The organism is Nodosilinea sp. AN01ver1 (assembly GCF_050565655.1).
Classification (GTDB): Bacteria; Cyanobacteriota; Cyanobacteriia; order Phormidesmidales; family Phormidesmidaceae; genus Nodosilinea.
Map to the genome: position 1 here is coordinate 38,906 of NZ_JBNXVS010000039.1, position 25,591 is coordinate 64,496.

24 protein-coding genes and 1 pseudogene are annotated in these 25,591 nt (G+C 56.8%); 10 read left to right on the top strand and 15 right to left on the bottom strand.

What is annotated here, in order from left to right; all coding sequences use genetic code 11:
• Positions 1-78 precede the first annotated feature (78 nt).
• Positions 79-480, top strand: coding sequence for a fasciclin domain-containing protein (locus ACQ4N7_RS23000; RefSeq protein WP_106903506.1), 402 nt, complete (start codon positions 79-81; stop codon positions 478-480).
• Between the two features lie 37 nt (positions 481-517).
• Here the strand turns inward: ACQ4N7_RS23000 and ACQ4N7_RS23005 are convergent, their stop codons facing one another.
• The 4 genes from ACQ4N7_RS23005 to ACQ4N7_RS23020 form a co-directional block, all read right to left on the bottom strand.
• A complete protein-coding gene (locus tag ACQ4N7_RS23005) occupies positions 518-1,897 on the bottom strand; it encodes an FAD-containing oxidoreductase (protein ID WP_430713780.1) in 1,380 nt (459 codons plus the stop codon).
• On the bottom strand, positions 1,894-2,355 hold the full coding sequence (locus ACQ4N7_RS23010; protein WP_430713781.1) for a DUF4126 domain-containing protein: 462 nt from the start codon (positions 2,353-2,355) through the stop codon (positions 1,894-1,896). The genes ACQ4N7_RS23005 and ACQ4N7_RS23010 overlap by 4 nt, the downstream gene beginning before the upstream one ends.
• 355 nt (positions 2,356-2,710) lie before the next feature.
• Positions 2,711-3,169, bottom strand: coding sequence for a hypothetical protein (locus tag ACQ4N7_RS23015; protein WP_430713782.1), 459 nt, complete (start codon positions 3,167-3,169; stop codon positions 2,711-2,713).
• 23 nt (positions 3,170-3,192) lie between these two features.
• Complete coding sequence (locus ACQ4N7_RS23020) at positions 3,193-3,753, bottom strand: hypothetical protein (protein ID WP_430713783.1); 561 nt, start codon at positions 3,751-3,753, stop codon at positions 3,193-3,195.
• 503 nt (positions 3,754-4,256) lie between these two features.
• Between ACQ4N7_RS23020 and ACQ4N7_RS23025 the strand changes: the two genes are divergently transcribed.
• Positions 4,257-4,547, top strand: coding sequence for a hypothetical protein (locus tag ACQ4N7_RS23025; protein ID WP_430713784.1), 291 nt, complete (start codon positions 4,257-4,259; stop codon positions 4,545-4,547).
• A gap of 81 nt (positions 4,548-4,628) precedes the next feature.
• Here the strand turns inward: ACQ4N7_RS23025 and ACQ4N7_RS23030 are convergent, their stop codons facing one another.
• From ACQ4N7_RS23030 to htpG, 3 genes are all read right to left on the bottom strand, one after another.
• Positions 4,629-4,922, bottom strand: coding sequence for a DNA-binding protein (locus ACQ4N7_RS23030; RefSeq protein WP_430713785.1), 294 nt, complete (start codon positions 4,920-4,922; stop codon positions 4,629-4,631).
• A 3-nt stretch (positions 4,923-4,925) separates the two neighbouring features.
• The gene (locus ACQ4N7_RS23035; protein ID WP_430713786.1) at positions 4,926-5,264 is read right to left on the bottom strand and encodes a type II toxin-antitoxin system RelE/ParE family toxin; all 339 of its coding nucleotides are present in this window, start codon (positions 5,262-5,264) and stop codon (positions 4,926-4,928) included.
• A 78-nt stretch (positions 5,265-5,342) separates the two neighbouring features.
• Positions 5,343-7,322, bottom strand: coding sequence for a molecular chaperone HtpG (htpG, locus tag ACQ4N7_RS23040; protein ID WP_430713787.1), 1,980 nt, complete (start codon positions 7,320-7,322; stop codon positions 5,343-5,345).
• 321 nt (positions 7,323-7,643) lie between these two features.
• Between htpG and ACQ4N7_RS23045 the strand changes: the two genes are divergently transcribed.
• Entirely contained in the window at positions 7,644-9,248 is a 1,605-nt protein-coding gene (locus ACQ4N7_RS23045) for an alanine/glycine:cation symporter family protein (RefSeq protein WP_430713788.1), read from the top strand.
• Positions 9,249-9,370: 122 nt separating this feature from the next.
• Here the strand turns inward: ACQ4N7_RS23045 and ACQ4N7_RS23050 are convergent, their stop codons facing one another.
• Positions 9,371-9,604 carry a hypothetical protein gene (locus ACQ4N7_RS23050; protein ID WP_430713789.1) on the bottom strand — a complete coding sequence of 78 codons (234 nt, stop codon included), beginning with the start codon at positions 9,602-9,604 and terminating at the stop codon, positions 9,371-9,373.
• A 179-nt stretch (positions 9,605-9,783) separates the two neighbouring features.
• On the bottom strand, positions 9,784-10,212 hold the full coding sequence (locus tag ACQ4N7_RS23055) for a universal stress protein (protein WP_430713790.1): 429 nt from the start codon (positions 10,210-10,212) through the stop codon (positions 9,784-9,786).
• Positions 10,213-10,794: 582 nt separating this feature from the next.
• Here ACQ4N7_RS23055 and ACQ4N7_RS23060 point away from each other — a divergent pair.
• Positions 10,795-13,884 (top strand): ATP-binding protein, encoded by a 3,090-nt coding sequence (locus ACQ4N7_RS23060; RefSeq protein ID WP_430713791.1) that lies wholly within the window; start codon positions 10,795-10,797, stop codon positions 13,882-13,884.
• Positions 13,862-16,057 carry a two-component system response regulator gene (locus ACQ4N7_RS23065; RefSeq protein WP_430713792.1) on the top strand — a complete coding sequence of 732 codons (2,196 nt, stop codon included), beginning with the start codon at positions 13,862-13,864 and terminating at the stop codon, positions 16,055-16,057. Before ACQ4N7_RS23060 ends, ACQ4N7_RS23065 begins: the two co-directional genes overlap by 23 nt.
• On the opposite strand, the gene ACQ4N7_RS23070 is transcribed toward ACQ4N7_RS23065, so the two are convergent.
• Both ACQ4N7_RS23070 and dnaA read right to left on the bottom strand, forming a co-directional pair.
• Positions 16,054-16,647, bottom strand: coding sequence for a YdeI/OmpD-associated family protein (locus ACQ4N7_RS23070; protein WP_430713793.1), 594 nt, complete (start codon positions 16,645-16,647; stop codon positions 16,054-16,056). The genes ACQ4N7_RS23065 and ACQ4N7_RS23070 overlap by 4 nt on opposite strands.
• Before the next feature lie 141 nt (positions 16,648-16,788).
• Positions 16,789-18,204 (bottom strand): chromosomal replication initiator protein DnaA, encoded by a 1,416-nt coding sequence (dnaA, locus tag ACQ4N7_RS23075; protein ID WP_430713794.1) that lies wholly within the window; start codon positions 18,202-18,204, stop codon positions 16,789-16,791.
• Positions 18,205-18,610: 406 nt separating this feature from the next.
• Here dnaA and def point away from each other — a divergent pair, with 406 nt between their 5' ends.
• The 3 genes from def to chlP all read left to right on the top strand — a co-directional run bounded on the left by def (position 18,611) and on the right by chlP (position 21,263).
• Positions 18,611-19,201 (top strand): peptide deformylase, encoded by a 591-nt coding sequence (gene def / locus ACQ4N7_RS23080; RefSeq protein ID WP_430713795.1) that lies wholly within the window; start codon positions 18,611-18,613, stop codon positions 19,199-19,201.
• A 148-nt stretch (positions 19,202-19,349) separates the two neighbouring features.
• A complete protein-coding gene (locus ACQ4N7_RS23085; protein ID WP_430713796.1) occupies positions 19,350-19,712 on the top strand; it encodes a hypothetical protein in 363 nt (120 codons plus the stop codon).
• 315 nt (positions 19,713-20,027) lie between these two features.
• Complete coding sequence (gene chlP, locus ACQ4N7_RS23090) at positions 20,028-21,263, top strand: geranylgeranyl reductase (RefSeq protein ID WP_430713797.1); 1,236 nt, start codon at positions 20,028-20,030, stop codon at positions 21,261-21,263.
• A 120-nt stretch (positions 21,264-21,383) separates the two neighbouring features.
• On the opposite strand, the gene ACQ4N7_RS23095 is transcribed toward chlP, so the two are convergent.
• The 3 genes from ACQ4N7_RS23095 to ACQ4N7_RS23105 all read right to left on the bottom strand — a co-directional run bounded on the left by ACQ4N7_RS23095 (position 21,384) and on the right by ACQ4N7_RS23105 (position 23,380).
• Positions 21,384-21,701 carry a HEPN domain-containing protein gene (locus ACQ4N7_RS23095; RefSeq protein ID WP_430713798.1) on the bottom strand — a complete coding sequence of 106 codons (318 nt, stop codon included), beginning with the start codon at positions 21,699-21,701 and terminating at the stop codon, positions 21,384-21,386.
• 37 nt (positions 21,702-21,738) lie between these two features.
• Complete coding sequence (locus ACQ4N7_RS23100; protein ID WP_430713799.1) at positions 21,739-22,068, bottom strand: nucleotidyltransferase domain-containing protein; 330 nt, start codon at positions 22,066-22,068, stop codon at positions 21,739-21,741.
• A 148-nt stretch (positions 22,069-22,216) separates the two neighbouring features.
• Entirely contained in the window at positions 22,217-23,380 is a 1,164-nt protein-coding gene (locus ACQ4N7_RS23105; protein WP_430713800.1) for a GuaB3 family IMP dehydrogenase-related protein, read from the bottom strand.
• Between the two features lie 178 nt (positions 23,381-23,558).
• Between ACQ4N7_RS23105 and ACQ4N7_RS23110 the strand changes: the two genes are divergently transcribed.
• Both ACQ4N7_RS23110 and ACQ4N7_RS23115 read left to right on the top strand, forming a co-directional pair.
• Positions 23,559-24,263 carry a potassium channel family protein gene (locus ACQ4N7_RS23110; protein ID WP_430713801.1) on the top strand — a complete coding sequence of 235 codons (705 nt, stop codon included), beginning with the start codon at positions 23,559-23,561 and terminating at the stop codon, positions 24,261-24,263.
• A 3-nt stretch (positions 24,264-24,266) separates the two neighbouring features.
• Positions 24,267-25,439, top strand: a complete 1,173-nt coding sequence (locus tag ACQ4N7_RS23115; protein ID WP_430713802.1) for an anhydro-N-acetylmuramic acid kinase — start codon at positions 24,267-24,269, stop codon at positions 25,437-25,439.
• 10 nt (positions 25,440-25,449) lie between these two features.
• On the opposite strand, the pseudogene ACQ4N7_RS23120 reads toward ACQ4N7_RS23115, so the two are convergent.
• Positions 25,450-25,591, bottom strand: a pseudogene (locus ACQ4N7_RS23120) (IS4 family transposase); the annotation flags it as partial.

Here is a 25,591-nt window from a genome sequence, read left to right on the forward strand (position 1 = left end):
TCATTTTGTATTTCTCCCGCCATAGGATCTTCACCCTCTACCCCCCTTACCCACCTACCCCCTTACCTATCCACCCCTATGCCTACCATCGTCGATATCGCCGTCAATAACGAAGGCTTCTCTACCCTGGTTGCCGCCGTTCAGGCTGCTGGCTTGGTCGAAGCGCTGCAAAGCCCTGGCCCGTTTACCGTGTTTGCGCCGAATGATGACGCCTTTGCCAAGCTGCCCCCCGGCACGGTGCAAACCCTGGTGCAAAACCCGCCCCAGCTGGGCCGCATTCTCAAGTTTCATGTGGTGTCTGGCAAGTACACCAAAGACGAGCTAATCAAGCTGGGTACGGTGGAATCGCTGGAGGGTGCGCCAATTCCGATCGACGGGACCGAGGGCTTTGAGGTCAAAAATGCCACGGTGCTCGCCGCAGACATTGAGGCCGACAACGGCATCATTCACGTGCTGGATAACGTGATTTTGATGGGGTGAGGGGGCCAATTCAGCCAAGCCAGACTAGTTGGCCTGGCTAGGGTGCTGGCTGCATGCCGCTTACAACCGTTGGCAGCAGCTCCGATACAGTGGGATGAATCGGGACCGCCCACTGCAGCGTGGTGTAGGGCTGATCGGCATTCATGAGATCGAGAATGCCGTGGATGGCTTCATCGCCGCCCGTACCCAAAATTGCCGCCCCCAGAATGCGCTGAGTTTCGGCATCGGCCACAATTTTCATTAGGCCCTGGGTCTCGCCTTTCTCGACGGCCCGACTCACCTGCGTCATCGGCCTGGTGCCGATCACCAAGGGTCGGCCCGAAGCACGGGCCTGGGTCTCGGTCATGCCGACGCGCCCGAGGGGTGGGTCGGTGTAGAGTGCATAGCCGAGAATGCGATCGCTCACCCGCCGCTCAGCCCCGTCGAGCAGATTGGCAGCCACAATCTCAAAATCGTTGTAGGAGGTATGGGTGAACGCGCCGCGGCCATTGCAGTCGCCCAAGGCCCAAATGCCCGGTACAGTGGTGCGGAGCTGATCGTCAACCGTGATGTAGCCGTGCTGGTCTGTGGCTACACCAGCGCGATCGAGGCCCAGATCGTCGGTATTGGGTTGCCGCCCCACCGCCAACAGCACGTGACTCCCTATGACTTCCGGCTCTCCCTCGGTGCAGTCAACCTGCACGACCACCCCTTCGGCATGGGGAGCAAAGGCAATGCACTCGGCTCCAGTGCGCACCTGCACACCCTCGGCTTCAAGCATGGCTCGAATCGCAGTGGATATGTCCTCGTCCTCGCGGGAAACCAGGCGCGGGCCTTTTTCGACAACCGTTACTGCGGCCCCAAAGCGGCGGTAAATCTGGGCAAACTCTAGCCCGATGTAGCTACCGCCCACCACCACCAAATGCCGGGGCAGGCTGTCGAGTGCCAGCATAGAAGTGTTGGTTAGATAGTCAATCTCGCCTACACCGGGCATCTCAGGCACCCGCGCCCGACCGCCCACGTTAATAAAAATTTGCGGCGCGCTCAGGAGTTCGTCGCCGACCCGCAGCGTGTTCGCGCTTTCAAACCGGGCCTGACCATGGAAAAGCGTCAGACGCTCCATACTGCCGAGCCAGTTCTCAAGGCCGCTGCGAGAATTTGCCACCACGGCCCTAGTCCGGGCCTTGACCTGAGCCATATCGACCGCGATCGCGCCCGAGATCACCACGCCATAGTCGGCGGCGCGGCGCGCCAGGTGGGCGGCGTAGGCGCTGGCGACCAGGGTTTTGGTCGGCGTGCAGCCGGTGTTAACGCAGGTGCCGCCCAGCAAATTTCGCTCAATCAGCGCTACGGTCATGCCCGCTGCGGTCAGTCGTCCGGCCAGCGGTGGCCCGGCCTGACCAGCCCCAATAATTACCGCATCAAAAGATTGAGTCATGACAGCAGCCCCACGACTAAAACGGCACCAACAATGGCGATCGCATCTTCGATCAGCGCCGCCGGTAGGTCACGGCCCAGGGCGGTCGCAAGCCGCGATCGCGCTGCCGCACCGCCCAATGTACCAATTACCGCACCCACCGCGCCCGCGATCAGCCCGCCCACCCAGGTGCCAACCGGTAGGGCGATCGCCGCCCCTGCGATCGCCCCACTGACAATGCGAGCGCCAAACTGGGCTGGCACCTTGCGACTGGGCGTAAAGGGCAGTTGATCGGTAACAAATTCGCCCAGCGCCAGCGCTGACAAGATCCAGGGGGTGAAGCGGTAGCCCAAAAAGGCGAGCCAGCTGCCGTCGAGGTTGAGGTAGCCCAGGTAGGCGGCCCAGCTAACGGCAGCGATCGCGGTCATGGTGCGTAGACCGGCAATGATGCCAATCAGCAGCGCCAGCAAGTAAACCATAGGGCAGTCTCACCTCTTGCATCCAGTTACATTTGCTTGACCACTGAGCGATTGCGCCCAAAACTCACCGACAGAACGGCGCTATCGATATAGCTATTGTCTATACCGCGTTTGTGAGAATTCTATTAGTCGAAGGTTAAAAGTCGGTTGGTCATCGCGGGTGCTGCGATGGCGAAATCATTGCATACATAGTTAGTGGCGTCAACGACTCCTACAGGGGAAGCCCAAAAAGTATGCTGCTGAGCGTTTAATTGTAGAGAATAGGCCGCTTCAGGTATCGAGGCGGCTGGGCGACGGCGACCTGGCGACCTGACCAAAGAATGTCGCTTAACGGGCTCGCCGCCGCTTTAAATTTTTAGCTGATAGACAGTTCTAGCGGGTTGTACTCGATTTCGACCCTGCTTCCATACTGGATATTTGGAATCGGCGGCGCAATGATTTCAAGGATGGATGGGTTTTGAAAGTTGCGTTCCTTGGTCTCTGGGTGGGGGTAGTAGATCCAGCTGTCGTAGGCTGAGCCTTGAAGCAAAAGCCGACAGCGCGAGAAGGAGAAATCTTCGGGAGGATGGCGATCGGTCCACTCGACCTGGCGAAAGGTGAATTCAGGATTCGTGAGCTGAAAAGTGCTGGGGCTAATAGAAATATTGAGCGTTCCTGGGAAATAGCCTGACAGGTCTAAGCCCAAAGCTCTGAAGAAAGGCGTTTGCATTTCAATGCTTCCAGCTGGATATGGGCCATCGAGAGCGGCCCCAGAGGCTACCTGATGCCCCTGCTGAATGATGCCGTTTACCTTTTGCCAAATGCGATCGTTCATCTGAAGAACTCATCCTTCCGTTTTTATGCTGTTGGTGTCGTAGAGTATTGATTTTCTGTCATTTTAATCCTTCTTACAAAGTTTCTTTCAGTAGCGATGCAGCTGTTTAACCGATTCAATATTTTTTCACGCACGTTGTATTCAATTCGATATTTCCGTTCCTTGTGTTTAAATATGGATATTTTGTCATTAAAAATAGTAGCTACTGCGTATACAAACTTTAAATCATGCAAGGATTCCACATTAGTGATTTGGATGGCCAGAAGCCTAAGCTGCCGAGCAAGTTCATGCGCTTGCTCCTCTGTCAGTCCATGATCTTGATAGTAAAAAATAATAACAGTGGCTAGCCATTGAGCATGTTTAGCCGCATCCTGAATTTCATATTGTGCTTTTTCAACAGGCGAAAGCAAACGGTCAAACAATAACTGCCTTGCGTACTCATCCTTCAAGCTTGAACTTTCGATAAGTTGCAACTCTTTCATTCGACGCTCGTGCTCACGCCTATCTTTTGCTCCAAGCTCATCAATAATAGAATCTAAAAGTCCTGCAATGACTGAGGCTGACATATTAAAATCTGCAACCATTTTTAGGACTCTCCATCGGCTTCAAAGTTACATTAAATAAAGTTCCCAATAGTTCGATGCTATTAACACTCTGCGCAGACGTCAATATTTTTTCTGGTTAAATTACTTTGGCTGACATCAGAAAGAGAGCTTTGTGAAGATACGTTTAGCAATGCTGATCGCGATTGCAGTACTGATTTTAAGCACCTATGGGTACAGAATGTAGAATCATCCAAGTATTCTTTTGAAGAAAACATATCCGCTAGATACAGCCCAGTAATCTTTCAGAACTAACAGGTATTCCTACAACCAAAAAAGGTGATGAATGCATCCATGATGTGACTATACCCATTCCATGGAAGTACTGTTCCTATGACCAGAGTATATTTATCTGGTGGGTGATTCCATTTCATAGTGATAACCATGAAGTGGAATTACCCTTCTAACCACTCACAAAACTCAAAGCCCAGTCCTTGGGCCTGGAAAACTTCAGGACTGGGCGACTCACTATGGAGCTAAAACCTATGATGACAGAGACAAGACAAAGCGATCGCCTACTTACCCCAGATCTAGCCGCCTTTCTGCCCGGCCCCGAGCCGCAGCAGCCCTTGATCGATCTGCGAGACCAGCCCTCACCCGACATATTGCGACTGCTGGCGATCGGCTCTCTCCCCGTGGTCAACGGCTGCGTGATCACTCTGTATCGCTTAGGCTACGCCCGCCCCGAAGAATGGTCGCGGCCATTGCCCACCGTCAACCCCAACGAAGTTATGCGCATACTGACCAAACGCATAACCCTGTTTGAGCAAGGGTAAGAATAGCTAAGGTCTAGCCTGTAGAAGCCAAAAGAACCCCGATTTCTTAGAGAAATCGGGGTTCTCTCTACTCAAACACACTCAAGCGGGCTTAAAGTCGATAGTCAACCCTACAGCGCTGAGTACAGCCACAAAAGTTTCGAGAGTGGGGTTTTCTCCCTCTGCCAAGACCCGTTGCAGGGGCTTGCCAGGGGCATCAGCACTGCTCTCTTGCGTAACCTGCCTGGCTTCGACCACGTTTCTTAGAGCCAACACAAAAGCTTCCCTATTGCCATCCTTCAGAGTTTCATCTAAAGCCGTCTTGAGGTATAAGGCCGCATAGTCTGGGTTAGACAGCCTCACCAGTAAGTCAGTTCGATAATCTTTAACTGGCATCATTCACATCTCCCGCTGTTCGTCTTGGTACATCGCCCAGAGCCGTTGCGCCATCTGAATGTCTTTATTCTGGCCTTTCTTATCGCCGCCAACCAGCAACAGCACAACCCGCATACCCGCTAAACCATAGTAGACCCGATAGCCTGGGCCAAAAAAGAACCGTAGCTCGTAAACCCCTGCGCCAATGCTTTTGCGATCGCCAAAATTTCCCAAACTTACCCGGTCAAGCCGAGCATCAATTCTGGCCTGGGTTTGGGCATCAAGATTTGCAAACCACTCGTCAAAGGGGCAAACTCCCTGCGAAGTCACATATTTTTGGAGTTTCCACTGCCCCTGACTCATAGATGCCCTAGTTCTTTCCCAATACAAAGATTCCCGATTTCTTTAAGAAACCGGGAATCTAACTACAGAAGGAGTTTTCTACCGCTCCGTTAATTTGGTCAGCAGTTTGTTCGATCGCTCCACATAGGCCTTCATGCCGTTGGCATCAAAGCCCTTTTGGGCCATCAGCGCCGTGTCGTAGATCTGGTTGCAGATCATCGTCGCCATATCGCCTGCTGGGGAGCTGCCGCCATCGGCCCCGATAATCGTGCTCTGGCTCAGGCCCAGCAGGTTTTGAATCAGCGGGTGGGCGGTATTCACCATCAGCACGTGGTCGTCGGGGAACTGCATTTCCTGCTGCTGAATCATCGCCATGGTTTCCTGCATGCGGCGGGCTTCTTCGGGCAGCAGCACCATCGCCGGGGGTGCATTTTCACCCTTCAGCGCCTGGGGTTTGACATTGACGCGGGGGCGGTTGATCGCCTTCTCAAACATTTCCTTGACCTGGTCGTCGCGAGTTTTGTTGGTGGCCGGGTCAACAATTTCACTCTGCTTTTCTTTGTCGAGCAGGGTGTCGTCGAGATCTGCATCCACCCGCACGAATTTCACATCCGAATACTCGCGCTCCAGGGTGGGGATAAAGTGGGTGTCAATGAACGAATCCATGAACAGCAGCTCCAGGCCCTGGCTCTTGAACAGCTCGATATAGGTCGCCTGGGAGACTTCGTCGGTGGCGTAGAAGACGCGGTTTTCGTGCTTGTCTTTGTTGCGCTCCAGGTACTCCTGTAGGGTGGTGTAGAAGTTGCCCTTGGCATCGGTGGCGGGCTTGGCGGTCTCAGAGACTTCGGCCCAGGCGTCGCCCTCGTCGGTTTGCACTTCCACTTTGGGGGCTTCTTCCGCCTCGCCCAGCTTAGCGGTGGTGCGGAAGATCAGAATGTCTTTGACCTGCTCTTTGAACTTGTCGTCGTTGAGGGAGCCAAACTTGACGAAGTTGCCCAGATCTTGCCAGCTGGCGATGTACTTGGCGGGGTCGTCGCGGTACAGGGCTTTGAGGCTATCGCCAACTTTTTTGGCGATGTAGTCGGCGATGCGGCGCACGGTGCGATCGCCCTGCAAGAAGCTCCGGCTCACGTTGAGCGGAATGTCAGTGCTGTCGATGACGCCGCGCAGGGGCAGCAGGAAGCGGGGCACCACCTCTTCGCAGTTGTCGGTGACAAAGACCTGGTTGCTGTAGAGCTTAATGCTGCTCTTGGTGATGTCGATATCGGGCTTGAGCTTGGGGAAGTAGAGAATGCCGTTGACCACAAAGGGGTAGTCGGTGTTGAGGTGAATCCACAGCAGCGGGTCTTCCTGGAAGGGGTAGAGGTAGCGGTAGAACTCCAGGTAGTCTTCATCGGTGAGGCTGCTGGGCGACTGCTTCCAGGGGGCTTCGTGCTTGTTGACCACCTCGCCGTCAATCTTGATCGGCACCGGCATGAAGTCGCAGTAGGTCTTGATCAACTGCCGAATCCGGGCGGGCTCCAGGTACTCTTCTTCGCCCTCCATCAGGTGCAGGGTGATGGTGGTGCCGACGCTGCTGCGCTCGGAGGCGCTGAGTTCAAACTGGGTGGTACCGTCGCAGCTCCAGTGAACGGCTTCGGCCCCCTCTCGGTAAGAAAGCGTGTCGATTTCGACCGTGGAAGCCACCATAAACGAGGAGTAAAAGCCCAAACCAAAGTGACCGATGATCGGGTCTTCGGCGGCGCTGTCTTTGTACTTGGTGATGAATTCTTCGGCGCTGGAGAAAGCTACCTGGTTGATGTACTTCTTGATTTCGTCAGTGGTCATGCCGATGCCGGTATCGGAGACGCTGAGGGTTTTCTTATCTTTATCAAGCTTAATTTCAATTTCGGGGCTGCTGATATCGCCAGCATATTCTCCCGAGCGAGAGACCATCGAGAGCTTCTTAATCGCGTCTACAGCGTTGGAAACCAGCTCGCGCAGAAAAATCTCGTGCTCAGAGTAGAGCGCTTTTTTGATAATCGGAAAAATATTCTCGGTATGGATCGAGATATTGCCCTGTTCCAAAATCGTTGTCATGGCGGTGCGGTAGTGGTTCGGATAATGGTTCTCTTATCAGCAATCTTTGACGCTGCTGGCAAAATTTACAAGCGGCAATTTCTCGACTGAGAGGTTCGGTTGACCCTACTGAGGCCTCTGCTGAGCGACGGCAGAGAGTGTCTGAAGTAACAGTAAGAGGCTGAAAAAATTGCTATCTGTACCTGGGAAAGATAAGAATTTTGTGCTCATGTTGCGGCCTGTTGGCGTCTAACCCCTATACTGACTCCCGATCGCCCGCAGATCTCAAACACTGCTGCGGCCAGACTTCTGCCCTCAAATGTCCTTCTACCATTCAACGTTATGAGTCATCCCAAGCGTATGTCGCCCCCTAAGTCTCCTTGGCCGGTGTGGGCTGTCCACCGCTGGCGAGACTTAAAGCAGCACCGCTCCTGGGTGGGGCTGGGGTTGGTGGCGCTGCTGCTGGTCAGCATTGTGCCGCCCGCCTGGGGGCAGGAGGGAGCCACCACTGGGGTTGACGCCATTTTTGAGCCGATCGTCAACGTGATGGCGCTGCTGCTCTTTTTCCCCGTTGGCGGCGAGAACGGCTTTCCGTTTATTGTGCTGTGGCTGTTTGTCGCGGCGCTGTTTTTTACCGTGCGGATGGGGTTTATCAACCTGCGGGGCTTCAGGCATGCCATTGAGGTAGTGCAGGGCAAGTACGACGACCCCCATGACGAGGGCGAGGTGTCGCACTTTCAGGCGCTGGCGACGGCGGTGTCGGGCACAGTTGGTCTGGGGAATATTGCCGGGGTGGCGATCGCCATTCAGCTCGGCGGGCCGGGGGCGATGGTTTGGCTCACCCTGGCGGGCTTTTTGGGCATGGTGACCAAGTTTGTCGAGTGCTCGCTGGCGGTCAAGTACCGCCGCATCGACAACGACGGCACGGTGCTGGGCGGTCCCATGTATTACTTGACCCGCGGCCTAGCGCCCAAAGGGATGCGGCCGCTGGGCCAGGGGCTGGCGGTGCTGTTCTGCATTCTGTGCCTGGGCGGCAGCCTGGGCGGGGCCAATATGTTTCAGTCAAACCAGGCCTACGCGGCGATTTCTAGCCTGATTCCAGGGCTGCCCGCCTGGGTGTTTGGCCTAATTTTGGCCTCCCTGGCGGCCTTTGTGATCATCGGCGGCATTCGCCGGATTGGGGCGGTAGCCGAGAAGCTGGTGCCCGCCATGGCGCTGATCTACGCGATCGCCTGCATTTTTGTGATTGTGGCCAATATTGGTCAGGTGCCCGCCGCCATTGGCACCATCTTTAGCGAGGCCTTTGCTCCTACCGCAGCGGTGGGCGGCCTGGTTGGGGTCATCGTGCAGGGCATTCGCCGCAGCTCGTTCTCTAACGAAGCCGGGGTAGGGTCGGCCCCCATTGCCCACGCCGCCGCTCGCACCGACGAGCACATTCGCGAGGGCATTGTGGCCCTGCTAGAGCCTTTCATCGACACCATCGTGATCTGCAACATGACGGCGATCGCGATCGTGCTGACCGGCGTTTACCAAGACACCGGGGCCGAGCTGAGCGGCGTCGCCATGACCGCCAACGCCTTCGCCTCGGTAATCGGCTGGTTCCCGATTGTGCTGAGCATTGCGGTCTGCCTGTTTGCTTTCTCCACCATTATTTCCTGGAGCTACTACGGCATTCAGGCCTGGGCCTACCTGTTTGGCGAGCGCACCACCATTGTGTTCAAAGTCATCTACGTGGTCTGCACCTTTTTGGGCACCCTGACCAGCCTGGGGCTAATTATCGACTTCAGCGACCTGATGCTGCTGGGCATGGCCTTCCCCAACCTGATCGGCTGCTATATTCTCTCCAATGAAATCGCTGGCGACTTAAAAGACTACTGGCAGCGCTTGAGCACTGGCGAGATGCAAACCTACAGCCCAGTTGCCGTTAGCTCGTCAGACGAGTCTTAGGAGCTGTCATCAATTAGCTGCTGGATGCCTGAAAATCAAGGACTACAGCCCCTAGCCTTTTTTTGGGTAGGGCGTGGCCAAGCTTGTAATACAGCGCTTCTGGCCAGAATTGATGACACGCCCTAGGACTGTTGGGGTAGGTCAGCACAGCGGTCTACCCCATTTTGCCCCGACTCATTTTTACGAGCCTGCTCCAAACTAATAATGAACTGACGCCGCAAGCGCGGCGGTGTAGCCTGATAGTCACCGTATAGCTTGCAAAATCGCCAGAACTTTTCTACCGTTGCCCAGGGGCGGCTGTCAGGCGCGATCGGGTCTAGTGCTTCTGAGGTTTGAACCATAGAAAGCCAAAGCATAATTACCTCCAGTCCTAAGGCTTGCTGTTTTCTCTAGCTGCCCTAAGCCTAAAGTGCCCCCGATTGAACAGCAAAGTATACCCTCGATAGCAACTATGCAAAAACACGATAGTGCCATCAGCCTAATCTGATGGCACTATCGTTTGAAGCTATGTTGTTGGGCTGCTGGCAGCGCAGAACTAGTGACGCAAAACCAAAACGGGGCAGCGAGCAAACCGTACCACCCGCTCCGCTACAGACCCTAGAAAAAATCTAGATAATCCCGTTCGTCCCCGGGAGGGAATGACGATTAAATCAACAGCATTGTCCTCGGCATAATCGATAATTTCAGAGCTTGGGTTGCCAATTTTTACCGTAAATTTGATGTTCTCATAGGCCTGCCCAGAAAATTTTTCGTGGAATAGCGCTTTAATGTGGTCAATGCGAGTTTGATCATCCACCGTTTGCCATACCATACCCGGTTGAGTTGGCTCTAGCGACGAAAGAACGTGAATGACGTGAATGTTAGTGGCGTTCTGAAAAAAGGCAAGGGTTTCGTTGAGGGCGTGACCGGCCTCTTCAGAAAAATCGATGGGAACTAGAACATTATCGCTAGCAAATAAAGTCATAGGGAAATCCTCTTACAGCTACAACGGCGGGCCTACTGGCGTCAGTGCGGAGCTTAAACGTCCTTGGGTTACAGTTGGTAACAGATTTTCTACACCGTGGTCAAAAAAACGGACCCAAGAACCTGGACTGATGGCCACAGTTTAAAACGAACTTAGACCGTGTCCTGTGTCATCTGTTTCGATTTGTCAACAAGTTTTTGCCGCTAGCAGCTAGTTGCCTCCCGGATAACCGACGGGTAAGGGGGCTTTGAATGACCGTAACCCAACCTTTTCTTAAAGGCTTAAACCCACTGCCAATCAAGGGTTTGCGGGAATCAGCCAAGAATTTTTTAGTCGCCAGATTTGGCCTTGAGACCTAATCTCTGGAGCGGTGTCAGAGCGGCCTTTCAATGTCCTGAATAGCCACGTAAGTTAACTTCTTTAATCAAAGTGGGTTTTATGACCCTGTGGGCACTTTAAAGTCAGGGTGTGGCTGGGCTAGGTTGCCGTAAATGCAGTCGCTACCACCCATTCAGACGGTTTGAGGTAATGACAACGACCCAGACCGCTTTGAGGTTGAATCGTTGTCAGTGGGGATAGCGTATGCAGCAGTCAGTGCCGGTGGAGAGAGCGTTGGAAAAGCTATCGCTACCGCAAAAAGCCTTAAAACATCGGCAGAGTAGCCTCGGGTTAGGCATTCTGCTGCTGCTGGGCGTGCTGGGCAACTACTTGCGCTGGTCGTTTTTCTTTAACATTGACTTTTTATTTGGCACCATTGCGGTTTGGCTGGTGCTTGGCTTTTACGGGGTGCGCTGGGGGGCGATCGCCGCTCTAATTGCCGCCAGCTGCACCTATTTTTTATGGAACCATCCCTACGCCATTGTCATTTTCTCGGCGGAGTTTTTGGTGGTAGCGAGTTTTGCCCTGCGTCGCCGCCAGCACAACCTGGTACTGCTCTGCGCCCTGTTTTGGGTGGTGCTGGGCATACCGCTGGTGTGGTTGTTCTATAACCAGGTGCTGGGGTTAGACCCCAACCAAACCCAAGTCATTGCGCTCAAGCAGGCAATTAACGGCATTTTTAATGCCCTAGTCGCCAGCCTGCTGCTGGCCTATACGCCCCTCTATCGCTGGCTGGGGCGGCCTCAGCCGACCAGTGCTCTATCGCTACAGCAGACGCTGTTTAACCTGCTGGTGGCCGCTGCCTTTTTTCCTACCCTACTATTAATGGCTATCAATAGCCACCGGGTCGTGGCTAATGTGGTGAGCGAAGAGCAAATTCACCTCAACCTTTTTTCTCAACCCCTGGCGGCCCGCATCGACAGCTGGTACGACCGCCATGCCAGCGCCACGACAGCCCTCGCCCAAATTGCCGCTGAGGCGGAGGTGACGTCTTCACCAACTCAAAAGACTGCTCTTGAGGCCCAGGCTGAAACCATTCAAGCGCTGATTCCCGATTTTCAGCACCTGGTTGTGACCAATGCTGCCAATCAGATTGTGGCCCAGACCGATAACAACCATGGCCCTAACCATACGCTTCGCATTCCCTTCGCCAGCCATACCGCCGTCAATGCTAAGCCAGTCCTCTCCTCCGATCGCCTGGGAATCGATACCCGTCAGGAAAACACCGTTTTGCTGAGCCAGTCGGTGCTCAATCGGGGGCGGGCTGAGGGGCGTGTTTGGGGCGAAATCAACCTCACCACCCTGCAAACGATGGTGGCAGAAACCGCCACTACGCTCAATTTTCAAATGGCCCTGGTCGATCGCGATCAACGGGTACTGATCAGTACCGACCCGGCACGGCCCTGGGGTACGGTGTTTGACCTGCGCCAAACCGGAGAAGTCGTTAGCCTCAGCGACGACACCTATCAGTGGTTGCCAACTTCGGGTAGCGACCTCAATGCCGTACGCTGGCGCAACTCTCTGTTTGTACAAGAGGTACCCCTGCCCGCGATCGCAGGCTGGACGTTAATCGTCGAGTTAGCGGCCCAGCCTCAGGTTTACCGGGTGCAGCAGGAGCACACCAAAAGCCTGCTCATTTTGATGGGGGTGACGGGGCTGGCGCTGGCGATTGCCACCTGGCTCAGCCAGCGGTTTGTTGACCCGCTCTTTGAACTGACCCAGGTGACGACCAACCTGCCTACCCAGGTGCAGGAACGGCGGGTCATTCAGTGGCCCAACAGCCCGGTACTAGAACTGCGATCGCTGGTGCAAAACTTTCAGCAGATGGCCGTTACCCTGACTCAAAAATTTCAGGAATTGCAGCAGGCTAAGCAAACGGCTGAGGTCGCCAACCAGGCCAAAAGCGAATTTTTAGCCAACATGAGCCACGAACTGCGCACCCCCCTCAACGCCGTGCTGGGCTTTACCAATCTGCTGCGCCGCCAGCCCGATCTAGCGCCGCACTACGGCGAGCTAGACCTGATTCACTCAAGCGGCGAACACCTGCTAGAGCTAATCAATGACGTACTCGACCTGGCCAAAATTGAAGCTGGGTGCGTCACCCTCAACGCTACCGCCTTCAGCCTGTCTGGCCTGATTGCCAACCTGGAGAGCATTTTCTCGCTGCGGGCCAAAGCCAAGTCAGTTCACTTCACCGTAGAGTGCGGCGCTGACCTGCCGCAGTTCATTCAAGCCGATGAGCGCAAGCTGCGCCAGGTGCTCATGAATCTGCTCAACAACGCGGTTAAATTCACCGAGGCAGGCCACGTCACTCTGCGGGTTTTGCCCATGACGGCCCCCAGCCCCCAGGGCTACAGGCTGCGGTTTGAGGTCATCGACTCTGGTCCTGGCATTGCCCCCGAGGAGCTAGGGCTGCTGTTTCAAGCTTTCTCACAAACCGAAGCTGGGCGGGTCAGCCACGAAGGCACTGGCCTGGGGCTGCGAATTAGCGATCAGTTTGTGCAGCTGATGGGAGGCAGTATTGAGGTGCACAGCCAGCTTGGACAGGGGTCACAATTTAGCGTAGTGGTGCCGGTGCAGCCGGCCACCGCGGCTCAACTGCCCCCGCTGCCTGTGCGTCAGGCCACCGGGCTGGCCCCTCACCAGTCGCCCTGTCGACTGCTGGTAGTCGATGACCAGTTCAGCAATCGTCGCTTGCTGAGGCAGTTTCTGCTCGATTTAGGGTTCGAGGTGCGCGAAGCCTGCAACGGCCAGGAGGCGATCGCCCAGTGGCAAACCTGGCGGCCCCACCTGATCTGGATGGACATGCGCATGCCTGTAATGGATGGCTTTGAGGCCACGCGCCAGATCAAAGCGCAGATGCAGGGGCAGGCCACCGCCATTATTGCGCTCACCGCCAGCGTCTTTGCTGAAGAAAAATCGCTGGTGCTCTCGGCGGGCTGCGACGACTTTATTCGCAAGCCCTTTCAGCCAGAGGTAATTGTCGGTAAGCTGAGGCAGCACCTGGGGGTGGAGTTTACCTACGCCCAGCCCGAACCCAGTGCAGCCGTAGAGGCTCCTGGGGTTGTTGACCTACCGAAGGGTAGCCTAAAGGATATGCCTGCGGCCTGGCGCGATCGCGTTTACCAAGCCGCCACCCAGGCCGACCAGCAAGCCCTACTGCGGCTGATAGAAGACCTGTCACCCGATCAAGCCGCCGTTCATCAAACCCTGCACCGCTGGATCAACAACTTCCAGTTTGACAAACTTATGACCCTCACCCTCGGGGACGATGAGCACCACTTGCAGCCCTAAACCCGTCATTTTAATTGTCGATGATATACCCGATAACCTGCATCTGCTGACGCGGGAGCTATCGGCCCAGGGCTACGAAACGCGGGCCGTGCTGACCGGCACCATGGCGCTAACGGTGGCCCGCTCTACCCCCATCGACCTCATCCTGCTCGACATCATGCTGCCCGATATGGATGGCTATACCGTCTGCCAAACCCTCAAAGCAGACCCGGCCACCGAGGCCATTCCGGTCATTTTTCTCAGCGCCCTCGACGAGGCCCTAGACAAGGTCAAGGCCTTCACGGTCGGCGGCGTAGACTACGTGACCAAGCCCTTCAAAACCATCGAGGTGATGGCCAGGGTCAGCACCCAGCTCAGCCTGAGGCAGGCCCAGCTGCAGCTACAGCAGTTTAACCAGGAGCTCGAAAACCAGGTGCAGCAGCGCACCCACGAACTGGGCACCGCCAACCGATCGCTGCAGGCCGAAATACAGGTGCGGCAGCAGGTCGAACAAGACCTGCGCCACAGCGAACTGCGCTACCGGCTGATTGCCGACCACATGGGCGATTTGGTCTGTCTGCACAACCCAGATGGGCAGTTTCTCTACGTCAGCCCGTCGGCTCAAACCCTGCTGGGCTATGCCCCTGAAGCGCTAATCGGCAAATCGATCGCCGACTTTTGCCATCCCGACGATCTCCAATACGTGCAGATTCACTTTAAAGCGCCCCTAGAATCTACTCAGGCGATGACCCTCTGCTATCGGTTTCGCCGCCAGTCGGGGCGCTATCTCTGGCTCGAAACCCTGACCAAACCAGTACTCGATGAGACGGGGCAGATGACAAGCACGGTCACCAGCTCCAGGGATGTGACCCGCCGAGTCAAAATTGAGAAGCAGCTGCGCTACGACTCGCTACACGATGCGCTCACCCACCTGCCCAACCGCGACTGGCTAGCCAAGCGCCTGGAGCTAGAAATTCTGCAGTGCCAGCGCTACAGCCAGACCTGCTTTGGCCTGCTGATGATCGACCTCGATCGCTTCAAAGCCGTCAACGACAGCCTGGGGCACCTGACCGGCGACAAACTGCTGATTGCCGTGAGCAGCCTGCTCAAGAGCTGCGTTCGCGATATCGATATGGTGTCGCGCTGGGGGGGCGATGAATTTGTGATTTTTCTGGACCGAATCACTGACCTAAAAGAAGCGATTCAGGTGGCAGAACGAATCAAAACCGTGCTGGAAAGTCCGATCGAAGTGGATGGCAAAATCATTTTCACCTCGGCAAGTATTGGTATCTTGATGGGCAACAGCGCCTACAAAACCAGCAACGAAATTTTTCGCGATGTCGATATCGCCCTGTACCGCGCCAAGGCCCTGGGCCGCAACCGCTACGAAATTTTTGGCCTCGAAATGTATCAGGAGGCGATCGCGCTGCTCAACCTGGAAAACGATCTGCGCCTGGCCATTCACCAGCAGCACTTTGTCACCTACTATCAGCCCATTGTTTCGCTATCCACCCAGGCTCTGCTGGGGTTTGAGGCCCTGGTGCGCTGGCAACACCCCGGCCGGGGGCTGGTGATGCCGGGCGATTTTATTGACCTGGCCGAAGACACCGGCTTAATTAAAGCGATCGGCAGCCAGGTTTTGCGCCAGGTTTGCCAAACCATCAAACAGTGGGAAAACGAGTATTCCCTCGACGACAATTTTCGGGTCAGCGTCAATGTCTCGGGGCAGCAGTTCCGCGATGCCACCTTTATCACTACCCTCGACCACATTCTGGCTGAAACCGGCGTACGGGGCGATCGCCTTAAGCTTGAAATTACCGAGCGCGTTTTGCTGGAGCAGTCAGACAGCATTGCCCAAACCCTGGCCGACATTACCGCCCGAGGCATGCAGCTTAGCATCGACGATTTTGGTACCGGCTACTCGTCGCTGCGCTACCTCAGCCAGTTTGCCGTCCAGACCCTCAAGATTGACCGCTCCTTTGTCAGCCAAATGCAGCCCCGCCGCCAGGGCATTGTGCAGGCCATTATTGACCTGGCCCACAACCTGGAGATGGACTGCATCGCCGAAGGAGTCGAGACCGCAGAGCAGCGATCGCAGCTGCTACAGCTCGGCTGCGAAGCCGCCCAGGGCTATCTCTTCTCTCGCCCCCTACCGCTGGCGGCGGCCAGCGAAGCGCTCCAGCACTGGCCCTAGCCGCGCCTGGGCCAGCTGTTGGCGCGAATGTTTTGCGCGGCCAAGTCTACCGTTTCGGTCACGCGGCGATCTCGAGTTTCGGCTCGCTTGGCGCTGGCGATCCACTCCAGAATGCCGCGCTTGGCCGATCGCGGAAACGCGTCAAAATTGGTCTGGGCCGTGGCGTTAGCCGCCAGGGCCGTCGCCAGATCCGCTGGTATCTCCAGCCGCTCGATCGCATCGAGCTTCTCCCACGAACCGTCCTGCCGGGCCGCCTCAAGCTTAGCTAGCCCAGGGGGCCTCATCAGCCCCGCCGTCGTCAGCGCCTCAATCCGTTTTTTGTTCAGCGCCGACCAGCCGGTACCGGGCTGGCGGGGGGCAAACCACAGCATGGTGCGCTCGTCGTCGAGCCGGTTGGGCTTGCTGTCAATCCAGCCAAAGCAGAGCGCTTCTTCAACCACGTCGTTATACGAAACGTAGGGCCTACCCGGCAATTTTTTGTAGGTAATTAACCAGATCCCCTGACTGCGGGCGTAATTTGCCGCCAGCCACTCGCGCCACTCGGCCCGGCTCTCAACCTGAACAGAATTTTTGGGTGTCTCCTTGTCCATAACAGCTCTGCAAGGGCGGACTGGGTTGATTTATATCCAGGGATGCGGCAACAGGGTGTGCAGGGTTATGTGACTTAGAACGGGCTTGGGTAACCAGGTCTTGATACATTATCGCCAGCGCCTATCTCCACATCGATTGATTTAGCGCCCGCGCTCGGCCATGCTGATGCGATCGCCCAGCTGCCGAATGGTCTGGGCCAGATCGAGGTCGCGCTTGAGCTGTTTTTCGATTTTAGAGCAGCTGTAAAGCACCGTCGTATGGTCTTTGCCGCCGAAGGCATCGCCAATTTTAGGCAAACTGAGGTCGGTATGCCGCCGCATCAGGTACATACCGATTTGGCGAGCCTGGCTGATCTCTCGTCGCCGCGAAGCGCCTTTGAGGTCGTCTATCGACACCCCAAACTGCTCGGATACCGCTGCGATCACCGCACCGGGGGAGGCCTCAATTTTGTCGGCGGGCGGGTTGAGCACGGCCATCAAATTTTCGACCGTCATCGGCAGGCCCGAAATCGACGTGTAGGCGATCGCGCGAATCAGAGCCCCCTCTAGCTCGCGAATGTTGGAGGTATAGCTGGCGGCAATGTACTCGATCGCCTCGCGGGGAATCTGCACCTGCTCATACTCCGCCTTCTTCTGCAGAATGGCGATCCGGGTTTCGTAGTCGGGGGCCTGAATGTCGGCAATCAGCCCCATCGAGAAGCGTGAGATCAGCCGGTCCTGCAGGCGCAAAATTTGGTTGGGGGGGCGGTCTGAGGCCAGCACAATCTGCTTGCCCGCCTCGTGCAGCGTATTAAAGGTATGAAAAAATTCCTCCTGGGTGTATTCCTTGCCCTCAATAAACTGAATATCATCCACCAGCAAAATATCCACATCCCGGTAGTGGGAGCGAAAGTGCTGCATGCTGTCGCGGCGAATGGCGGTAATCAGGTCGTTGGTGAACTGCTCAGTCGAGACGTAAGCCACCCGCGCCTGGGGGGCAATTTCCTGGCGGTAGTGACCAATGGACTGCATCAGGTGGGTTTTGCCCAGGCCCACCCCGCCGCACAAAAACAGCGGGTTAAACTCGCGCCCTGGGGCTTCGGCCACCGCTAGCGCCGCCGCGTGGGCCATCCGGTTGTTGGCCCCCACCACAAAGCGCGAAAACACCGCCTTGGGGTTGAGGTCGTTGTAGTTTTCCTGGGTGGGGGACGGTGGCTCTGCCAGAGCCTGGCGCGTCGGCGGCGCGGGTCGCGTCGGCAGGGCGGGAGTCTGGGTGGGCCAGCTGACCTCGGCCATGGGCAGCAGCGCGGCGGCGGCATTTTCTCCCTCCGGCACCACGGTCACCTGAAGCTCAATGGCCTTGCCCAAAATATTGTTGACCACCTGGGTAATGGTGCCCGCGTAGTGCTTCTGCACCCAGTTGCGGGCAAAGGGGTTGGGGGTCGAAATCACCAGGGCGCGATCGCTCAGGGTTTGCGCCTGGGCCGGCTTAATCCAGGTTTCAAAGGTGGGGCGGCTCAGCTCCACCTGAAGCTGACTCAGCACCTCTTCCCACAACCGATTTAGGGCCTGATCCACGGTTTACCTCTTAAAGAACCGCTGCCCAAGGGCAGACATATCGCAGGGTTAGTCACTCGGGGCCACCTCCATCCCGCTAGTACTCTGGCGCCAGAACTTAGGCACCAGAATTGGGTTTTCCAAGAGGTGTAGCCGCTTTCCCAAAACCTGACCCCAGACTGGAGTAGCCAGTCGTGGTGGCGTTGGGGATCTTTAGGGTACTAGATATATGGTGAAAAAATGTCCCTAATTCTACATCTAGCGTTTAAGAAAAAATTGGATCCGTAGTGCCCCAGTCGATTCAGGTGCCGGTAGCATCCTGCTGGTTTATTGAAGCACAGGTGCCAGGTTCCTGGGGCCGATGTATACAATGACTACAGTATTGATCGACAACTCGCATTCCCCTCCCCAGCTGAGCGCAATGACTATGCCAGACTCCTCTCAATGGCAGCCGTCCAAACCCCAAGGCCAGGCTCCCTCAGCAAAGGTGTTAACCCTGGGTCATCCGGTCCTGCGCCAGGTGGCTCAGCCGGTAGTATCGCCTGCAGCAGCGGCGAGTGACGGGCCTCTGCAACAGCTAATTGATCAGATGCTTGACACGATGCGAGCCGCCAATGGCGTCGGTATTGCCGCTCCCCAACTGGGCCAGGCGCTGCGGGTGCTGGTGGTGGCTTCGCGCCCCAACCTGCGCTACCCCCACGCCCCCCATATGGAGCCGGTGGTGATGCTCAACCCCCAGGTAATAGCTGCCAGCGACGATTTAGAGCTGGGCTGGGAAGGCTGTCTCAGCGTGCCCGGATGGCGCGGTCGGGTGCCCCGTCATCGGACGGTTGAGGTAGAGTACTGCGATCGCTATGGTCAGCCCCAGCGTCAGGTGTGGGAGGGCTTCGTCGCCCGCATCTTTCAGCACGAGGCGGACCACCTGGAGGGCAGAGTATTTCTCGATCGGGTGCTGTCAGAAACCGACCTGCTTTCTGAGGAGGCCTACCAGGCGATAGAGATTGCCGATCTGCCCTGAGGCAGGGCCTGAAGCAGGATATTGGTCCATTTCTAAAAACTATCCAACAGAACCAGGGCTAATCCCAGCCAGTCAATTACCCTGATACCTCTGGTCAGGCATGCCCTGTGCAGATGTTTTTGGCCGCTCGTAGGCCACAGGAGGCAGTTTGAGTTCCCATTCCCAGCCCCGCATCGTTCCCCTCGATATGTTGGATACCGACTACGCCAAAATGGCGGCGGGTGAGCCCATTCCCGACGACAAAAAGCAGCGGCTGGCCCAGGATAGCTACGACTTTACCCGCCTGGGCAAGCACATTGCCCGCTACCGCTACGGTGGGCTCGACCAGCAGGGGCGCGACGACATTCTCTGCACCCTGGGTACCACCGCCGGGCTGTTTACCCTGGCCGATACCGAAGATATGAACGATCGCCTGCGCCAGACCGGCCGCTTCTACCTCACCCCCGGCGAGCGCCAGCAGGTGCTCAACTGGCTCGTCGATGAGCTAGGCGTTGATTTAGAAGCTGAGTAAGACCAGCGTCGTCAATAGTAATAGTGAGGCCAGTGAGGCAGCAGCCATAACCCAGGGAACCCTTCTTCCCTACTGCCCCCAGATCCTTATCGCTCCCATCCTTTTACTTTTTCCATCCCCTTCATCATCCTCACCCCCTCCCCCATGCCTACCCATAGAATTCTCTCTGGCCAAGGAATAGATCGTCGCCCAATCGTGATAACTCAATGTAAACGAGTGTTTCAATCGAGTTACAACCCGTGAGAGTGGCCCAAAATGCCCAAAATCCCGTGATACGATTCATCCGTAGCTTTTGCAATAGTGGAGTAGGCACCCTTGGTACTTCGGGTAGCAGTAGTAGGATCAGGTCCAGCAGGCTCCTCGGCTGCTGAGACATTAGTCAAAGCCGGTATTGAAACTTACCTGTTCGAGCGCAAGCTCGACAACGCTAAGCCCTGCGGTGGGGCCATTCCCCTGTGCATGGTCGATGAGTTTGACCTGCCGCCTGAAATCATCGATCGCCGCGTGCGCAAGATGAAGATGATCTCCCCCTCCAACGTTGAGGTCAACATCGGCAGCACCCTCAAGAATGACGAGTACATCGGCATGTGCCGCCGCGAGGTGCTGGACGGGTTTCTGCGCGATCGCGCGGCCCAGCACGGCGCTAAGCTGATTAACGGCACCGTTCACACCCTCGAAATTCCTACCACCGAGACTGGGGCCTATACCCTGCACTACACCGAGCACCGCGAAGACGGGCTGGTGGGCGACAACCGCTCCCTCCAGGTCGATCTGGTGATCGGGGCCGACGGAGCCAACTCGCGGGTGGCCAAAGCGATTAAGGCGGGCGACTACAACTACGCGATCGCCTTCCAGGAGCGCATTCGCCTGCCCGAAGACAAAATGGCCTACTACGAAGACCTGGCCGAAATGTACGTAGGCAATGACGTCTCCCCCGACTTCTACGCCTGGGTGTTCCCCAAGTATGACCACGTGGCGGTCGGCACCGGCACCATGCGGGTCAACCAGGCCAAAATCAAGAGTCTCCAGGCCGGCATTCGCGCCCGCGCTGCCAAGCGCCTAGAGGGCGGCGAAATCATCAAAGTTGAAGCGCACCCCATCCCCGAGCACCCCCGTCCCCGCCGGGTGGTTGGTCGGGTGGCGCTAGTGGGCGATGCCGCCGGTACCGTCACCAAATCCTCCGGTGAGGGCATCTACTTTGCCGCCAAGTCGGCCCGCATGTGCGCCGAAACCATTGTGGAATTTTCCAACGGCGGAGCTCGCATTCCTACCGAGGCTGACCTCAAGGTTTACCTGAAGCGCTGGGACAAGCAGTACGGCATGACCTACAAAGTGCTGGATCTGCTACAGACGGTGTTCTACCGCTCCGACGCCACCCGCGAGGCCTTTGTCGAAATGTGCTCTGACATGGATGTGCAAAAGCTTACCTTCGACAGCTACCTCTACAAGACCGTGGTGCCCGCCAACCCCCTGGTGCAGATGAAAATCACCGCCAAAACCGTGGGCAGCCTGATTCGCGGCCATGCGCTGGCCCCCACCCGCAGCTGGTAAACCGCGCCGGATAGTCCACTACCGTTCAGTCCTTTCCTGAACCTCGAAAACAGCTGGCTTTGGCAGAAGGTTGCCAAAGCCAGTTTTTTAAGACTTAGAACCTCGGTGTTTTAGCATCTCTCATGCCAAACCCAAACTTTGCCGCACCGCCTGCCGCACCTCGGCACACAGTTCATACATTTCCTCTGCTACCTCTTGATCCGCTGAGAAACCTGGATACCGCACTTCAACAGCGAAGTCAGTCAGCAGTGCTAAGGCTGGGCGAAAGCGCTCCCACTCAGGCTCTACAGGATTAAGTAGCGTTAGCAGAGCCGTCAGGTCATGGATTTTAGGAAAGGAAATGTCAGCGGCCAGCAGCCTTGCTTTGAGATATTTTTCGACACACTGTTGGGTGTGGAAACAAACGGCATCGTAATTTGGCATTTGCTGAACCTGCAATTCTCGGCTAGCCGTGCCAAAATCTCCCTCTGCCTTGTCAATCCACTCCTGTAATGTTGCTGTCGTACAGCACTTTACCGTTGTTAACGATATCTTCTAAAAAAAAGTCCTGCATGGTTAAACGCTGAGTCAAGTATTCAGGAGTTCGCACCAATAAATCAAGGGCAAACCCCGGTCTAACCTGACAACGGATCTCTGCTGCTTTGCGAGCCGGATATCCCTCGAAGGGCAAAACTACTAGCAGATCGACATCGGAGTCGGCAGTGGGTTCACCATAGGCGTAGGAGCCAAATAGAATAATGCGATCGGGGTTAAACTGCTCGGCGATTTGTTGACTCAACGCTTCAATCTGCTGCATGTCAACCATGGGCGATCTCCAGCTGTTTCACCAATTCTGCCATAGCTACCAATACCAAAACCTGTGGAGAGACCCTAGAACTGATACAAATAATGGCTTTGAAGAATCTAGATTCTCCAAAGCCATTTTTCAACGATTGAGTCTCTGCCAGATTTCCTTATTTACCCATGCCCAACTGCTGAGCCTTCTGGTACACCTTGCCCTCGGTTAGCAACGAGGGAGCAATCACCACCTCTACCTGCTGCATTTCTTTAAGGTCTTTAGCCCCCAAGGTGCCCATGCTGGTTTGCAGCGCCCCCAAAAAGTTGTGGGTGCCGTCGTCGAGCTGAGCCGGGCCGCGCAAGATTTGCTCCAGGCTGCCGGTGGTGCCCACCTTGATGCGGGTACCTCGGGGCAGCACCGGGCTGGGAGTCGCCATCCCCCAGTGGAAACCGCGACCCGGTGCTTCGGCGGCGCGGGCAAAGGGCGAGCCAATCATCACCCCGTCGGCACCGCAGGCGATGCACTTGCAGATGTCGCCGCCCGTTACCAGACCGCCGTCGGCCACGATCGCCACATAGCGCCCCGTCTCGGCAAAAAAGTCATCGCGGGCGGCGGCGCAGTCAGCCACCGCCGTTGCCTGAGGAACGCCAATGCCCAGCACGCCGCGCGAGGTACAGGCGGCTCCGGGGCCGATACCGACCATGACGGCGGCGGCTCCAGCCTTCATTAAATTGAGCGCCACGTCGTAGGTGACGCAGTTGCCCAAAATCACCGGCATCGGCATCTCGGCGCAGAAGGCGGCCAGATCGAGCGGGCTGATTTCTGCGGGCGATAGGTGGGCTGTAGACACCACTGTGGCCTGCACAAACACCAGGTCAGCCCCCGCTTCGGCTACCGTCTTGCCAAAGCGAGCCGCCCCGGCGGGAGTCAGGCTGACAGCGGCGACGCCACCGCCCGCTTTAATCGCCTGAATGCGCTGGGTGATCAGCTCGGGCTTGATCGGCTCAGCATAGAGAGACTGCATCAGCCCCACAAACTCGTCTTTGCCCACCGAGGCAATTTGATCGAGAATGGGGTTGGGGTCGTCGTAGCGGGTTTGAATGCCTTCTAAATTCAGCACCCCCAGCGCCCCTAGTTCCGATAGGCGAATCGCCATATCCACATCGACAACGCCGTCCATGGCGCTAGCAATGATCGGAATCTCGCGCTCAATGCCGCCAATCTGCCAACGGGTGTTGGCCAAGCTTGGGTCCAGAGTTCTGGGCCCTGGTACCAGGGCAATTTCATCAATGCCGTACGCTCTGCGGACTACTTTGCCGCGACCAAGTTGTATATTCACGTCCCTCTTTACCCTCTGGGCCAAACCATTAGGTTAGCCTAGCAAAAAAGATTTCTCGCCGTATAGCTATTGGGCTAGAACCCAGCTAGCCACGGCGATACGGCGGCGGGTGATAAGATTGGTCAGGCTAGGGCCAAAGCACTATTGAGAGCACTATTTTTAGCGGGGAAAAAGGGTTGTGAATCTGTCGTCGCTGACGTTTTTGCGCAAAATGCGATCGCCCAACCGCCAGTTTGCCGTCATTGGCCTGGGCCGTTTTGGGCGGGCCGTGTGCGGCACCCTCAACAACCTGGGCTACGAGGTACTGGCGGCCGATACCGATGAGCGCCGAGTCAGCCAGGCGCTGACCGACCAGATTGCCGCCCACGCTCTCCAAATCGATACCACCCAGCCCTCGGCTCTGCGCGAGGCGGGCATTACCGACTTTGACACCGTGATTGTGGCGATCGGTAACTACGTTGAAGAAAGCATTATCACTACCCTCAACCTCAAAGAGGCGGGGGTTAAAAACGTGGTCGCCAAGGCCTCTTCAGAGATTCACGGCAAGCTGCTCGATCGCGTGGGGGCCGATCACGTGGTCTTTCCTGAGCACGAAATGGGCTGCGAACTGGCGCGATCGCTCACCACCCCCGGCATCCTCGACCGCTTTGAGATCGACCCCAACCACTGCATTGCCGAAGTGATTGTGCCCAAGGCCTTCGACCAGAAGACCATTGTTGACCTCGATCTGCGCAACCGCTATGAGCTGACTCTGCTGGCGATCAGTCAGGATAACGATCCCGACCAGTTTGAGATTAACCCCAGCCCGGTCACCCGGCTTAAGGCGGGCGGGCTCATGGTGGTAATCGGCAGCAACAAAGGTTTAGAACGTCTACCGGTGTAGCCCATGCGCGTGATTGGTTTAATTAGCGGTACCTCCGTCGACGGCATCGACGCCGCGCTGGTAGACGTGAGCGGGCAGGGCTATGCACTCACCCTTTCCTTCATTGACGGGCTGACCTGGCCCTACCCCGCCGAGCTACAGCAGCAGATTTTGGCCCTCTGCGCTGGGGAAGCGGTCAGCTTAGAGAACCTGGCTCGCTTAGACGATGCCGTAGCCCACAGCTTTGCCGATGCGGCCCAGGCGCTCATGACCCAGGCTGGCACCGCTGATCTGGTGGCCTCCCATGGCCAAACGATATTTCACCGCCCGGTGGGTCGTCCGACCCTGATGCACCAGGGGCCCATTCAGCTGGCTTACACAGTCCAGCTGGGGCGCGGCGCCGTGCTGGCGCAAAGACTGGGTCGGCCTACGGTCAGCGACTTTCGCCAGGCTGACATTGAGGCTGGGGGCGAAGGTGCCCCCCTAGCCCCAGTGCTAGACTGCTGTCTGCTCAGCCACCCCACCGAGCGGCGCTGCGTGCAAAATTTGGGCGGTATTGGCAACGTCGCCTACCTGCCCCCGTGGAATCGCCAGGGCAGCCCGCCCAAGGTGCTGGGGTGGGATACTGGGCCGGCCAATTCTTTAATCGACATCGCTATCCACACCCTCTCTGAGGGCACCCTCACCTACGACATTGACGGAGCCTGGGCCGCTCAAGGAAGCCCCTGTTTATCGCTGGTCAACGACTGGCTTGAGCACCCCTACTTTCTACAGCCACCGCCAAAGTCTACCGGGCGCGAGCTGTTTGGCTGGGAGTTTTTTCAGCGGTGTCACCAGGCGGTTCAAAGGCAAGGTCTAAGTGCCGTAGACACCATCGCCACGCTAACGGAGTTTACCGCCGCTTCGGTGGCCCGCGAATATCGCGCCTTTTTGCCTGCCCTGCCCGATCGGGTGTTGGTGAGCGGCGGCGGCAGCCACAATCCGGTATTGATGGCTCGCCTCCAGGCCCATCTGCCCGAGTGCCCTGTGCAAACCACCGATGCGCTGGGGCTGTCGGCCAGCTACAAAGAGGCGATCGCCTTTGCCGTCCTGGGCTACTGGCAGCGCCAGGGCTTTGCCGGCAACCTGCCCACCGTCACCGGAGCCAGTGGTCCCAGGGTCCTCGGACGGGTCAGCGATCCCCTGCTAAACCCCTAAGCCTAAGGGCTCAGTACAAGGACAAAAGTTGGAGCGCCTGATTGAACTCAGTGCGGCGCAAGGTGAGATCGCAGGAGATACGCCGCAGGAAGTCACAGCCAAGCCGGAATAGACTCTTGGCCCTTCGCCCATGTGACTTTAGCGGAATCGGC